We start from the raw sequence: 14,719 nt of genomic DNA, 5'->3' as shown, positions 1-14,719 counted from the left end.
GTGCGCACCGGGGCGCAGGCCGGGCACCCACCGCGATACCCGAAACCCTTCAAGGGCAACCCTGTTGCCCTTGCGAGTAATATGCAACAAGCTGACGCAGCCCTTACCTCACCTCTGGGATGCGGAGTCGCCGATGCCCCACCTGATGCCGGACACCGGGCCCCAACGGGTCATCGCGGCCTCGAACTTCGTCTACACGGTCGGCAGCGGCCTCTATCTGACCGCGGGGGTCCTGTACTTCACGCAGGCGGTTCACCTTCCGGCGGGGCAGGTCGGGCTGGGCCTCGGGATCGCGGGGGTCGTGTCACTGGTCATGGGGATCACGGTGGGGCATCTCGCGGACCGGCGCGGAGCGCGTGGCGTGTACGCGGGGACGCTCGTCGTCCAGGCGCTGGCCACCGCCGGGTTCGTACTGGCGGACGGGTTCTGGCCGTTCGTGTTCGCGGTGTGTGTCGCCACCGGCGCGAAGGCGGCGGGGCTGGCCGCTCGGAGTCCGCTCATCAGGCATTACGGAGGCGACCGCCCGCAGGAGTTCCGTGCCTATCTCCGCGCGGTGACCAACGTCGGCATCTCGCTGGGTGCCGTGCTGGCCGGCTGGGTCGTCCAGGTGGGCACCCTCACCGCGTATCAGCTCATGGTCGCCGGAAACGCGATCGCCTTCGCGCTCTCCGCGGCTACCTTGGTGCTGCTGCCTCCGGTCGCTCCGGGGCCGGCGGTCGGCGGCCCGCGCTGGATGGCCCTGCGGGACCGGCCCTACCTGTTGATCACCGCCGTCGACGGCATCATGGCCATCCAGTTCAAGGTCCTCACCGTGGCCATCCCGCTCTGGCTGGTGGAGGCCACCACCGCCCCGCACTGGCTCATCTCCGGCACGATGCTCACGAGCACCGTCATCGTCGTCGCCTTCCAGGTACGGGCCAGCCGCTCCATCGACACGCCGGCAGCCGGCGGGAACGCCTACCGCCGAGCGGGCGTGGCCTTCCTCGTGTCCTGTTCGCTCGTCTCACTGGCCGCGGGGGTACCGGCGTGGGTCGCCGCCGCGCTGTTCATGACGGCGGCGGTGGTCCACACGATCGGCGAACTGTGGCACTCCGCCGCGGGCTTCGAGGTGTCCTTCGCCCTCTCCCCGCAGCACGCCACCGGCCAGTACCTGGGCGTGTTCGGACTCGGCGCCGCGCTGGCCGAGGCCCTCGGACCCGGGCTGCTCATCGGACTCTGCATCACCTGGGGCCGCCCCGGCTGGTACGTCGTGGGGGCACTGTTCGCCCTCACAGGTCTGGCGGCGCCCTTCGCCGTGCGGCGGGCGCAGCAGCCTCGGCCCGCCACCCGGCAGGAGCTTCTCGAGGCCGCGTAGCACGACCGAGGCGCGCCTCCAGCGCCCCCTGCACGACTCTGGACTCCCCCGCACGAGCTGACCTAGGGTGCGACAGCAAGCGCTTTCTAGCCTGTCCATGCCAATGTCCTTCAGAGGTTGGCCCGAGCCGCCGCGAGCCGCGTGCGGAAAGGAAGCGTCCCCGTGCAGCAGAGCCAGTCGCAGGGCCCCTGGCGGCCGTTCACCCGCAAGGCGTTCCTGCGGGGGATGACGGCCGTGGGGGTCGCCCCCTTGCTCCCGGCGGCGTTACCCACGGCCCAGGCCCGGGCCGCCGAGGACGGCCGGCCCGACTTCCCCCTGGTGGCGGGCGGCGCCGCGGTCGAGGTGTACGTGGACGCGCGGGACGACCCCGCCGTGGTCCGCGCGGCCGGCGACCTCCAGGCGGACGTCGAGCGGGTCACCGGGGTCCGGCCCGCGCTGCGGCACACCCTGCCGGCACGGGCCGCGCGGCTGGTGCTGGTGGGCACCCTCGGCGCGAGCCCCGTCATCGACCGGCTCGTCGCGCAGGGACGCCTGGACGTCTCGCGGGTGAAGGGCCGCTGGGAGGCCTCGGTGACCCAGGTGGTCGACCGTCCGGCACCCGGCGTGGACCGCGCCCTCGTGATCGCGGGCAGCGACCGGCGCGGCACGGTCTACGGCGTCTACGACACCTCGGAGCGCATCGGTGTCTCCCCCTGGTACTGGTGGGCCGACGTCCCGGTCGAACGCCGCGAGACCCTGACCCTTCCCTCGGCGACCTTCAAGCGGTACGAGCCGTCCGTCCGGTACCGGGGCATCTTCATCAACGACGAACAGAACCTGACCACCTGGTCCCACCGCACGCAGGAACCGGACAAGAACATCGGCCCCGAGACGTACCGGCGCGTCTTCGAGCTGTTGCTCCGCCTCAAGGCCAACTACCTGTGGCCGGCGATGCATCCGTACTCCGACTTCTTCAACAAGTACCGCGAGAACCCCGAACTGGCCGACCACTACGGCATCGTCGTCGGCTCCAGCCACCCCGAGGCCCTGCTGCGCAACGGCGTGCACGAGTGGGCGCCGTGGGCCGAGGAGCACCGCGGCGCGGACGGCGGCCTGCCGGTGTACGACTACACGGTGAACCCCGGCGTCATCTCCGACTACTGGAGAGCCCGGGCCCGTGAGAACGCCGCGTACGAGAGCAGTTGGACCATCGGCATGCGCGGGCTGCACGACAGCGCGCTGGAGACCAAGTACGCCAAGACCGTTCCGGAGAAGGTCGCGGTGATGAACGACATCATCGCCGACCAGCGCCGCATCCTGGCCGAGGAGGTCGGCGCGGCGGCCGAGCCGCAGATCTTCATCCCGTACAAGGAGGTCCTGGAGCTGTACAACGCGGGCGTCCAGGTGCCCGCGGACATCACGCTGATCTGGCCGGACGACAACCACGGCAACATGCGTCAGCTGCCGAACGAGGCGGAGCGCGCCCGCCCGGGCGGGAACGGCATTTACTACCACCTCTCCTACTGGGGCCGCCCCAAGAGCTACCTGTGGCTGGACACCACCCAACCGGCCAAGGTCTGGCAGGAGTTGCGCCGGGTGTACGAGCACGGCGTGGACCGGATGTGGATCTTCAACGTGGGGGACGTCAAGTCGATCGAGACCGGGCTGTCCTTCTCGATGGACATGGCCTGGGACGTGGGCCGTCGGGGCGCGGACGAGGTCGAGGGCTTCCTGGCGGAGTGGGCCGGGCGGCAGTTCGGGCGGCGGCACGGCCGGGAGATCGCCGCGATCCGGGCGGAGTACTACCGCCTCGCGGCGGAGAAGCGCCCGGAGTTCATCGATCGCGGTGTCTTCTCCCCGGTGCACCACGGGGACGAGGGCGGTCGTCGCATGGCCGCGTACGACCGGCTCCTCGGGCGGGCCCGGGCCGTGGGCGCCAAGCTGCCCGAGGCCTACCGGGACGCGTTCTACGAGCTGGTCGAGTACCCGGTGCACGGCGCGTACCTGATGAACCTGAAGTACTACTGGGCGGACCGCAACGCACTCGCGGTCCGTCAGGGCCGCGGGGCCGGGACCAACCGCTTCGCCGACCTCGCGGAGGCCGCCCACGCCGAGGAGGCGGCGATCACCAAGCGGTACAACGCCGAGGTGGCGGGCGGTAAATGGGACGGGATCGTCAACCCGTACCCTTCGCAGATCCCGAAGGCGCCCGGCCGTCCCACCGTCACGCGAGTCGCCCGGCAGGAGACCTCCGGCCTCGGCGTGGCGGCCGAGGGGAACGAGACCGGAGCGAGCCGGCCGCTGTCCTTCTCTTCCTGCACCCGCGACCGGCGCTTCGTGGACGTCTTCAACACCGGCTTCCTGACGGTCGATTGGGCGGCGGAGGTCAGCCACCCCTGGGTGCGGCTGAGTTCGGCGGCCGGTTCCCTCACCGAGCAGACCCGGGTGTGGGTGGAGGTGGACTGGGAGCGGGTGCCCGAGGGCACGCACGACACAACGGTCACCGTCACCGGGGCCGGGCAGCGCGTCGAGGTGCCGTTGCGGGTGGTGAACGACGGGGAGCGGGCGCGCAGGCGGGCCCGCGGGTTCGTCGAGGCCCATGGCTACGTCTCCATCGACGCCGTGCACGTCGACCGGCGGGTGGCGCGCGGCGGGGCGCGCTGGCGGGTCGTGCGCGGGCTGGGCCGCCGTACGGGCGCGGTGGAGGCGGTGCCGTCGACGGCGGCGCCGATCACCGGGGACTTCGCCGGCCGTGCGCCCGAGTTGCGGTACCGGGTGCGCTTCACCAGTACCGGTACGTTTCCCGTCACCGTCTTCCGGCTGCCCTCCCTCGACGAGCGCGGGCACCGGCGGGTGGCCGTCGCCCTCGACGACCAGCCCGTCACCGTGCTGTCCGGGCAGGCCGTCGCCACCGGCAACCGCGGCGACGCCTGGGCGCGCAACGTCGAGGACGGCGTGGAGAAGCTCACCGCCGAGCTGGTCGTCGCCGAACCCGGCGAACACGTCCTGCGGCTGTTCATGGTCGACCCGGCCATCGCCGTCGACCAGATCGTCATCGACACCGGCGGGCTGCCGGTGACCTATCTGGCCCCGCCGGAGAGCTACCACCCGGTGTTCAACCCCGACCCGGTTTCCGGGGCGGCCCTGAACGCGCCGGAGCAGTAGCCGGACGTACACGTGACCGCGGGGGGGGGGGGGGGGGGGGGGGGGGGGGGCGGGCGCGGCCCCCCCCCCCCCCCCCCCCCCCCGCCCCGCCCCCCCCCCCCCCCCCCCCCCCCCCCCCCCCCCCCCCTTCCCCCGGATACCGTTCGGCCGACTCACCCCCGCGGGGCCGGCCGTCGGCGGGTCGATGAAGCTGATGGGGTCTCCCCGACTGACGGGTGCGGGCACCGGTCCGGCACCACCGATACTGCTGGTGCGTTCGGGGCCCGGCCAAGGGGGTTCGGCTGTCCCGGACGGCGGGACGGCTGTCCGGGCTGGTCGGCGGCTTGTCCGAAAACCGTCCGTGCTGCCCCGGACGCCGCTGGGCGCACGTCAGGGCACGCGGTCAGTCCGCCTTGACGACGAACCGTTGGTCGACACCGCCCGTGCACCGTTCCTCGACCGCCTCGGCCCCTACGGCGGTGTCCTCGCCGGCGATTCCGACGCACCGGCCGTTGACGGGACGGAGCGAGTACTTCTCGGCGTTCCTCGCGCCGACCGGGAGCAGTCGGAACAGGGTGGCGTGGGCGCAGTCGTCCCGGGGTTCGAGCATGTCCTTGACCGGGCCGGAGCTCATGACCGTGAGGCACCCCTTCCCCAGCTGGGGGTGGTGCCACTGGATGCGGTACAGATTCTCGCCCGCCGGTTCGAGGTAGGTGCGCGGCACGGTGGCCTGCGCGCAGGGGAGTTGCACCGCGACGGCACTGTCGTACGCGCCGGCGCGGTCGCGTCCGTCGGTCAGGCAGAGCTCGGGCGTACGGGCGGGGCGGATCGTGACCCACCCGTCGGCGGGGGCCCGGGAGGCGGTGCCCGCGGCGGTCGGGGTGGTCGGGGTACCCGAGGTGCCCGAGCCGCCCTCGGAGCTGTCGGGGAGCAGCCCCCAGGCGACCACGGCGAGCAGCGGGATGAGGAAGGCGCCCGCGAGGACGGATGGGCGGAACCACGTCGGGCGTGCACGTGACGCGCCGGTCGCCTCGGGCGCGCGCCCGTCGTCCCCGGTCTCGCACCCGTCGTCGGGCCGGTCGGGCGACGTGACCTGCACGGCGGCGACGCGCTCTCTCACCGCCAGCCAGTCGTCGACGTACCGTTCCTCCCCGCAGGCCCGGACGAACGCCGCCACCACCTCCGGCCGGGGCAGGCTGGAGCGCCGCAGGACGTCGGCCAACGTGCTGCGCGCCAGCACGTCACCGCTGCGGGCGGCCTTCTCCTCCAACTCGCGGTACGTCAGTCCCGACCGCTCCTTGAGTCTTTGCATCGCCTCGACGAAACCGGCGGCATCCATGACGTCGTACGGCGGCGGCTCCCCCTGGTTCCCCATGCCTCTCATCCTGCGGCGGCCGTGACGCCAGAGACAACGGCGGATTCCGGACGGGCTCCTTGCGGCGGACCGTCCAAGGGGTCACGACGAGGAGCCCGAACGGAGGGCACCGTTCGGATTCCTCGCACCAGTGGTCACCCCCGAAGTTACCTCCCGAAGTCTTGACGGGCGCCGTATGACTGCGTAGACATGACTGCGTAGTCAGACGAAGGGCGTCTGACATGATGAGGACTCGATTCGTGCGGCCGCGGGAGACACCATGACGCGAGGAACAGGGCGGGGCGGGAGCTCCGCCGCACCGCGCAGCGTGGACGTGGCCCGGCTCGCGGGCGTCTCTCAGAAGACGGTGTCCAGGGTCTTCAACGACGAGCCGTACGTCTCCGCCGACGTGCGCCGACGCGTCCTCGAAGCGGCCGAACAGCTCGGCTACCGAAGGAACAACGCGGCCCGCGCGCTGGCCTCCGGGCGGACCCGCTCCATCGGCGTCGTGACGCTGGGGACCGCTTTGTACGGTCCCGCCTCCCTGCTCATGGGTGTCGAGCGGGTGGTGCGGGACACCGGGTACGCGCTCCGCGTGGTCAACACGGTGGAGGGCGACCCGGCGGGCATCGCCGGTGCCGTCGACTCACTCCTCGACCAGGGTGTGGACGGCATCGTCATCTCCGAGCCGATCGACGAGGAGACGGACGGCGGCGAGGGCTCCATCCCGGTCGCCGTGCCCGTCCTGGTCCTCGGCGCGCCGCCGCCGGTCGACGCTCCCACGGTGCTGGCCGCGGGCCGCGGCGCCGACGCGATGGCGCGGGCCGCCGTGGAACACCTCCTGGACCTCGGTCACACGACGGTCCATCACCTCGCCGGCCCCCAGCGCTGGTACGCCGCCAAGGACCGCCTGGAGGGCTGGCGGGCTGCGCTCGTCGCGCACGGCAGACCGGTGCCGCCGGTCGCCGAGGGCGACTGGTCGGCCGCCTCCGGCTACACGGCGGGCCGCGAGCTGGCCGGCGACGGCGACCTGACCGCGGTCTTCGCCGCCAACGACGACATGGCCATCGGCCTGATCCGCGCGCTGGCGGAAGCCGGTCGGCGGGTGCCGGAGGACGTGAGCGTCGTCGGCTTCGACGACGTCCCGGTCGCCGCCTATGTGACTCCTCCCCTGACCACCGTGCGTCAGCCGTTCGACGCCGTGGCGCAGGAGGGGCTGAAGCGGCTCGTGCACGCCATCGAGAACCCGGGAACGGACCCCTTGCCGGCGACCGACCCACCGGTCGATCTCGTCGTCCGTGCGTCGACCGGTCCCGCGCCTTCGAAGGGAGGTCGTGCCGCACACTCCTGACCCGTCGTACTCCGTGGCAGGGCTCGGGGCCGGACACATGGCCCGCAGGCGAGCCGCCTCAGTGATCCCTGCCGAACACCCTCGCTCCCCCACCGCGCCCACGCCGCTCCGGACGATCCCGTGACGCCGGCGACGCGCGCCGCCTTCCCCTCGCCGACGGCCCCCTGAGCCGGGTGGCCGCCGCACACAGCCCGGACCCCTGACGTCTGCACGTCACGTCCCGGTTCCTTCCTCCCCTCCACCCCTGTTTCCGCACGCCCTCGCCCGGCGTGCCGTCACCTTCGCCATCGGCGGGAGTTCACCATGCCCACACCCGGATCCTTCCCCAGCTCCTCCCCCCTGAGCCGCAGGCTCTTCCTCACCGCGACGGGAGCCCTGTCGCTCGGCGCCGCCCTCTCCGCGTGCGGCGGCGGAGACTCGGGCGGCGCCTCCGGCTCCGCGAAGCCGGTCAGCCAGGCCGACATCGACAAGGCGATGAAGACGCCGACCGAGCTGACGTTCTGGACCTGGGTCCCGAACATCCAGCAGGAGATCGCGCTCTTCGAGAAGAAGTACCCGGCCATCAAGGTCAAGGTCGTCAACGCCGGCCAGGGAACGCCCCAATACACGAAGCTGCGTACGGCGCTGAAGGCCGGCAGCGGCGCTCCGGACATGGTCCAGATCGAGTACCAGGCCATCCCCACCTTCACCATCACCAACAGCCTGCTGGACCTCGGGCCGTACGGCGCCTCTGCGCTCAAGAACACGTTCATCGACTGGACCTGGGGCCAGGTCAGCGGCAGCGGCGGCGAGGTCTGGGCGATACCGCAGGACACCGGCCCGATGGGCATGCTGTACCGCAAGGACATCTTCGACAAGCACGGCATCGAAGTCCCGCAGACCTGGGACGACTTCGCCGCCGCCGCGCGCAAGCTGCACAAGGCCGACCCGGACGTCTACCTGACCAACCTAGCCGCCAACCAGGTCGCCGCCTGGCACGGCCTGCTCTGGCAGGCGGGCGCCAAGCCCTACGCGACCAGCGGCAAGAGCGACATCACCATCAGCGTCGACGACGCGGTCTCCCAGAAGCTCGGCGCGTACTGGGGCGCCCTCGCCAAGGAGGGGGTCATCGGGGTCGAGCCGGACTTCACCGACTCCTGGTACGCCGCGCTGAACAAGGGCAAGTACGCCACCTGGCTGACCGCGGCCTGGGGGCCGGTCTTCCTCTCCGGTTCCGCCAAGGCGACCGCGGGCAAGTGGCGGGCGGCGCCGCTGCCGCAGTGGGACGCCGCCAAGCCGAGCTCCGGCAACTGGGGCGGCTCGACGACCGCGGTCATCCGGTCCACCAAGAACCCCGTCGCGGCCGCTCAGTTCGCGCAGTTCCTCAACAGCGACCCGGCCAGCGCGAAGATGTTCGCCACCCAGCAGTTCTTCTTCCCTGCGACGAAGGCGCTGCTCACGGACGCTTCCTTCGTCGGGGACGCGCCGTCCTTCTACGGCGGCCAGAAGGTCAACCAGCTCTTCGCCGACGTCAGCTCCACCGTCAACTCCTCCTTCCAGTGGCCGCCGTTCCTCGACCAGGCGGCGACCGACTGGACGGAGACCGTCGGCAAGTCCCTCGCGGACCGCACCGACACCGTCCGTGCGCTGGGCACCTGGCAGTCGCGCCTCACGACGTACGCCAAGGACCAGGGCTTCACGGTCAAGGGGAGCTGAGATGATCTCCGCCAAGGGGACGCGCAGGGCGGCGGGACCGCTGTTCGTCGCCCCGTTCCTGGTGCTGTTCCTGCTGCTCTTCCTCGCCCCGCTCGGCTACGCCGCCTACCTCAGCCTGTTCCAGCAACGCCTCATCGGCGGAACGGTGTTCGTCGGCCTCGACAACTACGTCAAGGCCCTGAAGGACCCGCTCCTCCTGCACGGCCTCGGGCGCGTCGCGCTGTTCTTCGTGATCCAGGTCCCGGTGATGCTGCTGCTGGCGCTGCTGTTCGCCCTCGCGCTGGACAGCGGTCTGCTGCGCCTGGCGCGGGTGATCCGGCTGGGCATCTTCGTCCCGTACGCGGTGCCGAGCGTGGTCGCCGCGCTCATGTGGGGCTATCTGTACGGACCGGACTTCGGCCCGTTCGCCCAGCTCAGCCGGAAGCTGGACCTGCCGGCCCCGCACTTCCTGAGCGAAGGCTGGATGCTCGGCAGCCTGGCGAACATCGTGACCTGGGAGTTCGTCGGCTACAACATGATCATCCTGTACGCCGCCCTGCGCACGATCCCGCAGGAGCTGTACGAGGCGGCCGCGGTGGACGGCGCCGGCGCCTGGCGGATCGCCTGGTCGATCAAACTGCCGGCGCTCAAGCCCGCCCTCCTGCTCACCCTGCTGTTCTCCGTGATCGGCAGTTTCCAGCTGTTCAACGAGCCGAACCTGCTGATGAAGATCGCACCGGACGTCATCAGCAGCTCCTACACCGCCAACCTGTACGCCTACTCCCTCGCCTTCACCGGCCAGCAGCTCAACTACGCGGCCACCGTGTCCTTCCTGCTGGGCCTCGTCATCGTGATCGCCTCCTACGGCGTGCTGCTGACCGCGAACCGCAGGAGGACGCCGTGAGCTCCCCGTCCGTCTCCCGTCGCCGCAGCACCCCGCTGACGATCGCCATGCTGGCCGCCCTGGCCTACTTCCTCCTCCCCCTGTTCTGGCTGCTGGTCGCCTCGACGAAGAGCACCCAGGATCTGTTCGACAGCTTCGGCCTGTGGTTCTCCGACACCCCGCGCCTGCTGACGAACATCAGGGAGACGTTCACACAGAACGACGGCGTCTTCCTGCACTGGCTGCTCAACACGGTCCTGTACGCCGTCGTCAGCTCGCTCGGCGCCGCCCTGCTCGCGGCCGCCGGCGGGTACGGCTTCGCCAAGTTCCGCTTCCGCGGCGACCGTCTCGCCTTCAACCTGATCCTGGGCGCCGTCATGGTCCCCACCACCGCGCTGGCCATCCCGACCTATCTGCTCTTCGCGAAGGCCGGTCTGGTCAACACCCCGTGGGCGGTGATCCTGCCCTCGCTGGTGAACCCGTTCGGCCTGTACCTGATGCGCATCTACGCCCAGGACGCGGTACCCGACAGCCTCCTGGAGGCCGCCCGCATCGACGGTGCCGGGGAGGCCCGGATCTTCTTCCGGATCGCCCTCAGGCTGCTGGGCCCCGGCCTGGTGACCGTCCTGCTGTTCACGCTGGTGGCGACCTGGAACAACTACTTCCTGCCGCTGATCATGCTCAACGACCCGAACCTGTACCCGATCACGGTGGGCCTGGCGTCCTGGGCCGCGCAGGCGCAGAACGGCGGGGCCGGCGCCAGCAGCGACATGCTCGCGCTGGTGGTGACCGGCTCACTGCTCTCGATCGTGCCGCTGGTCGTGGCGTTCCTGATGCTCCAGCGGTACTGGCAGAGCGGCCTGGCCGCCGGCGGCGTCAAGCAGTAGCGCACGCGGTCCCCCGTCCCCCACTTCTCTCTCCGGAGGTTTCCTTCATGGCGGCTCTGCCTGCCCGCGTCCTCTTCGGCGCCGCGTACTACCACGAATACCAGCCGTACGAACGGCTCAAGGACGACCTGGACCTGATGGCCGGGGCCGGTTTCTCGGTGATCCGGGTCGGCGAGTCGGTGTGGTCGACGTGGGAACCGGAGAACGGCACGTTCGACCTGGACTGGCTCCAGCCGGTCCTCGACGGCGCCCACGAGCGGGGCATCTCCGTCGTCCTCGGCACTCCGACGTACGCGGTCCCGCCGTGGCTGGCCCGCCAGTACCCGGAGATCACGGGTGAGTACGCCACCGGCCGGCGCCACGGCTGGGGCGCCCGCCAGGAGGTCGACTTCACCCATCCCGCGTTCCGCTTCCACGCCGAGCGGGTCATACGGAAGATCGTGGCCCGGTACGCCGGCCACCCGGCGGTCATCGGCTTCCAGGTCGACAACGAACCGGGGCTGCACCTCTTCCACAACCACGGCGTCTTCCAGCGCTTCGTGGACCACCTGCGCGAAACGTACGGCGACGTCGAGACCCTCAACCGCGAGTGGGGCCTCGTCTACTGGTCGCACCGCCTGTCCACCTGGGCCGACCTGTGGACCCCGGACGGCAACGCGCAACCGCAGTACGACGTCGCCTGGCGCGCGTTCCAGGCCCGGCAGGTCACCGAGTTCATCGGCTGGCAGGCGGACATCGTCCGCGAGTACGCCCGCCCCGAGCAGTTCGTCACCACCTGCATCTCCTACACCCGCGCCGCGGTGGAGGACGACGAGCTGACCGACCGTCTCGACATCGCGTCGGGCAACCCGTACTACGACATGCAGGACGGCCTCGCCCTGCCCGACCCCACCCCCGACGGCCACGAGCAGATCTGGAAGACCACCGGGGTGTGGGCGCTGTACCAGACCGCCGACTGGATGTTCTCCTCACGTCAGGCGCCGTTCCTGGTCACCGAGACCAACGCGGCCTCCATCGGCTTCCCCTGGGACAACCGGCCCGCCTACGACGGGCAGTGGCGGCAGGCCGCGTGGGCGCTCGTCGCGCGCGGGGCCCGGATGATCGAGTACTGGCACTGGCACACCCTGCACTTCGGCGCGGAGACGTACTGGGGCGGGATCCTCCCGCACAGCGGCCGACCCGGCCGTGCGTACGCCGAACTCGCCCGACTCGGCGCCGAGTTCGAGACGGCGGGCTCGCTCGTGGCCGGGCTCGAACCGGACGCCGACATCACGCTGGTGTACTCGACGCCGAGCAAGTGGCTGATGCAGAAGTACCCGCCGCTCGCCCGGCCGGACGGCGAACCCGACCCGGCGGCCTACCACCGCGTCCTCGACCCGTTCTACCGCGGCGCCTTCGACGCCGGCCGCCAGGTCCGCATCGTCCACGCCCGCCAGCTGCACGACCCGAGCGGGGAACGGGAGGGCCTGACGCCCGAGGAGGCCGTGCGCCGTCACCCGGTCCTCGTCGTCCCCGCGTTGTACGTCGCCGCCGACGCGACGCTCGACTGGCTGGCCGCCTACGCCCACGCCGGCGGCCACCTGGTCCTGGGCCCGCGCACCGGCTACGCCGACCACGAGGCCCGGGCCCGGCAGGAACCGGCTCCGGGACGCCTCACGGAAGCCGCGGGCGTCACGTACGACGAGTTCAGCAACCTGCTGCGGGAGATCCCCGTACGGTCGGCTCCTGACGGACCGTTCGCCCTGCCCGAGGGCGCGACGGCGACCCGCTGGGCGGACGGCCTGACGGTCACCGACGCCGACGTGCTCGTCACCTACGACCACCCGCACTTCGGCCGCTGGCCCGCGGTCACCACCCGTCGCCACGGCGCGGGCCGCGTCACGTACGTCGGTACGGTGCCCGGCCGCGACCTCGCCCGGGCGCTCGCCGAGTGGCTGTCGCCGTCCGTCCGCCACACCTGGCGCGACCTCCCGGCGTCCGTCACCGCGACGACCGGCACCTCACCCGACGGACGCCGCGTCCACGTCGTGCACAACTGGAACTGGGAGCCCGCCCGTGTGGAGGCGCCGGTGGAGCTGACCGATGCCCTGGACGGCACGTCCGTCCCCGCGGGCTCAGGGGTGGACCTCGGCCCCTGGGACGTGCGCGTCTTCGCGACCGCGCGGACGGGGCGGTCGCCGCACTGACGGATTCAGCGCATCGCGCTCTTGCGTTCCGCCTCTGTCAGCGGCGGGCCGTCCAGGTGCGGTTTCTTCGGGCCGAAGAGCATCGGGACGAGCATGTCGGGTGAGAAGAGGCGGGTCGGCGGCTTCTCCAGGCTCATCACGTCGAGCAGGGCGCCGAGGGCGCGCGGGCTGCGGGCGCCGGTGGCCACGGCCCGGTCGACGAAGCGGGCCAGGAACCGCTCCGCCGCGGTGGGCGGCGTCGCACTGGCGCCGGGATAGAAGGCGTCCTGCCCCACCGCCAGGTCCCAGGCGGCGGCGACGGGGCGGGACGCGGCACGTTGGAGGCGGCGGGCGGTGCCCGGTGCGGTGAGGTCCGTGCGGCGCAGGGCGTCCCGGACGATGACGGCACTCTGGGCGGCGACGGTGAGTCCGTGACCGTAGACGGGGTTGTAGCCGGCCACGGCGTCGCCGAGGACGAGGAGGCCGTCCGGCCACTGCCGGATCTTCTCGTAGTAGCGGCGGCGGTTGGCGGTGGCGTGGGTGGTGGCGACGTCGCCGAGGGGGGTGGCGTCCTTCAGGAGTTCGCCGATGACGGGGTCGCCGAGGCCGAGGGCGAAGTCGACGAACGCGTCGGGGTCGGCGGTGGGTTCGCCGCCGCGGGTGCCGGCGAGGGTGACGATCCAGCGGCCGCCCTCGACGGGCAGGAGGATGCCACCCCGGCCGGGGGCCTTGGCGGGGTTGGCCTGCACGTTCACCAGCGGGAAGGAGCCGTCGCCGGTCGTGCCCGGGGCGCGGTGGAGACGGGTGGCGTAGGTGACCCCGGCGTCGACCTCGCGTTCGGCCACCTCGGGCAGCCCGAGGTCCGCCAGCCAGCGCGGGGTGCGCGAGCCGCGGCCGGAGGCGTCGACGACCAGGTCGGCTCTCAGGGTGGCTTCCTCGTCGCCGGTGCGGACGCGCACGCCGGTGACGCGCCCGGCGTCGCCCTGCAGGGCGAGCGCGGCGGTGTTCTGGCGCACGGTGATGCGTGCGTCGGCCAGGGCACGGCGGCGCAGGACGTGGTCGAGCAGCTCGCGCGAGCACACCAGGTTGCGGTGGTGCGTGGCCAGAAACCGGCGGAACCAGATCTCGTTGGGGGCCCGGGAGACCATGTCGCCCATGATGTGGACCAGGCGGCCGCCCTCGGCGACGACCTCGTCGACGACACCGGGCAGCAGCTCGTCGAAGGCCTTCACTCCGCCGCTCCACACCAGGTGGGCGTGGCGGGCCTGGGGAACGCCGCGGCGGGGTTCGGGTCCGTCGGGGAGAGTGTCGCGTTCGACGACGGTGACGTCGGCGACGGCGGTGAGCGCGGTCGCGGCGAAGAGGCCTGCGGCGCTCGCGCCGATGACGACTGCGGTAGGCCGGGGGTCAAGTGCTCTGTCAGGCATCGGTGTTGACGTTATCAGCCAGATCTCGTTCTCACCTTTGCCAGGTACGGGAAAGGCCCGGACACCCTGTCTCCACGGTGTCCGGGCCCTGGGGGCGTACCGGGGTCAGCCGCCGTCGAGGCGGGCGCGCAGGAGTCCCTTGCCCAGCTCGGCGCCCTTGCGGCTGTCGGCCTGGGCCTTGCGGAACAGGTCCGCGATCTCGGTGTCCTTCTCGCGTTCCGCGTCCTGGATGTAGGTCTCCAGCCGCAGCGCGTTGCTCAGGCACGCCTCCACGTACCAGATCAGGTTGTAGTCCTTGTCCTGTGTGCCGGTCACGCCGCCGGTCTCCGTTCCACTGGTCATGCGGACCTCCTCCGTCGGTTCGTGGTCTGTCGGGGGGGGGGGGGGGGGGCGGGGCCCCCCCCCCCCCCCCCCGCCGCCCCGGGCCCCCCCGGGCCCCCCCCGGGGGGGGGGTGCACGAGGCCGGCGCGCCGGCGGGGGGCCCCCCCCCCCCCCCCCCCC

The 14,719-nt window shown here is 71.9% G+C and carries 10 protein-coding genes; 7 read left to right on the top strand and 3 right to left on the bottom strand.

Annotation, left to right across the window (positions count from 1 at the left end; all coding sequences use genetic code 11):
• The first annotated feature begins 133 nt into the window (after positions 1 to 133).
• Both ACFYWX_RS46290 and ACFYWX_RS46285 read left to right on the top strand, forming a co-directional pair.
• Complete coding sequence (locus tag ACFYWX_RS46290; RefSeq protein ID WP_389431552.1) at positions 134 to 1,354, top strand: MFS transporter; 1,221 nt, start codon at positions 134 to 136, stop codon at positions 1,352 to 1,354.
• A 225-nt stretch (positions 1,355 to 1,579) separates the two neighbouring features.
• On the top strand, positions 1,580 to 4,498 hold the full coding sequence (locus ACFYWX_RS46285; protein ID WP_389431583.1) for a glycosyl hydrolase 115 family protein: 2,919 nt from the start codon (positions 1,580 to 1,582) through the stop codon (positions 4,496 to 4,498).
• A gap of 382 nt (positions 4,499 to 4,880) precedes the next feature.
• Here ACFYWX_RS46285 and ACFYWX_RS46280 read toward each other — a convergent pair whose 3' ends face one another.
• Positions 4,881 to 5,852 carry an XRE family transcriptional regulator gene (locus tag ACFYWX_RS46280; RefSeq protein WP_389431551.1) on the bottom strand — a complete coding sequence of 324 codons (972 nt, stop codon included), beginning with the start codon at positions 5,850 to 5,852 and terminating at the stop codon, positions 4,881 to 4,883.
• Between the two features lie 259 nt (positions 5,853 to 6,111).
• Here ACFYWX_RS46280 and ACFYWX_RS46275 point away from each other — a divergent pair, with 259 nt between their 5' ends.
• The 5 genes from ACFYWX_RS46275 (at position 6,112) to ACFYWX_RS46255 (ending at position 12,812) form a co-directional block, all read left to right on the top strand.
• The gene (locus tag ACFYWX_RS46275; RefSeq protein WP_389431550.1) at positions 6,112 to 7,182 is read left to right on the top strand and encodes a LacI family DNA-binding transcriptional regulator; all 1,071 of its coding nucleotides are present in this window, start codon (positions 6,112 to 6,114) and stop codon (positions 7,180 to 7,182) included.
• A gap of 303 nt (positions 7,183 to 7,485) precedes the next feature.
• On the top strand, positions 7,486 to 8,877 hold the full coding sequence (locus ACFYWX_RS46270) for an ABC transporter substrate-binding protein (protein WP_389431549.1): 1,392 nt from the start codon (positions 7,486 to 7,488) through the stop codon (positions 8,875 to 8,877).
• A gap of 1 nt (position 8,878) precedes the next feature.
• Positions 8,879 to 9,760 carry a carbohydrate ABC transporter permease gene (locus ACFYWX_RS46265; RefSeq protein ID WP_389431548.1) on the top strand — a complete coding sequence of 294 codons (882 nt, stop codon included), beginning with the start codon at positions 8,879 to 8,881 and terminating at the stop codon, positions 9,758 to 9,760.
• A 47-nt stretch (positions 9,761 to 9,807) separates the two neighbouring features.
• Complete coding sequence (locus ACFYWX_RS46260; protein WP_389431582.1) at positions 9,808 to 10,626, top strand: carbohydrate ABC transporter permease; 819 nt, start codon at positions 9,808 to 9,810, stop codon at positions 10,624 to 10,626.
• 47 nt (positions 10,627 to 10,673) lie between these two features.
• Entirely contained in the window at positions 10,674 to 12,812 is a 2,139-nt protein-coding gene (locus tag ACFYWX_RS46255; RefSeq protein WP_389431547.1) for a beta-galactosidase, read from the top strand.
• Between the two features lie 5 nt (positions 12,813 to 12,817).
• Here ACFYWX_RS46255 and ACFYWX_RS46250 read toward each other — a convergent pair whose 3' ends face one another.
• Positions 12,818 to 14,218 carry an NAD(P)/FAD-dependent oxidoreductase gene (locus ACFYWX_RS46250; RefSeq protein WP_389431546.1) on the bottom strand — a complete coding sequence of 467 codons (1,401 nt, stop codon included), beginning with the start codon at positions 14,216 to 14,218 and terminating at the stop codon, positions 12,818 to 12,820.
• 105 nt (positions 14,219 to 14,323) lie between these two features.
• On the bottom strand, positions 14,324 to 14,560 hold the full coding sequence (locus ACFYWX_RS46245; protein ID WP_389431545.1) for a hypothetical protein: 237 nt from the start codon (positions 14,558 to 14,560) through the stop codon (positions 14,324 to 14,326).
• Positions 14,561 to 14,719: the final 159 nt, after the last annotated feature.

The organism is Streptomyces sp. NPDC002888 (assembly GCF_042888465.1).
Taxonomy (GTDB): Bacteria; Actinomycetota; Actinomycetes; order Streptomycetales; family Streptomycetaceae; genus Streptomyces.
The sequence above is the reverse complement of the archived record's forward strand: the minus strand, read 5'-3'. Positions and strand labels throughout refer to the sequence as shown.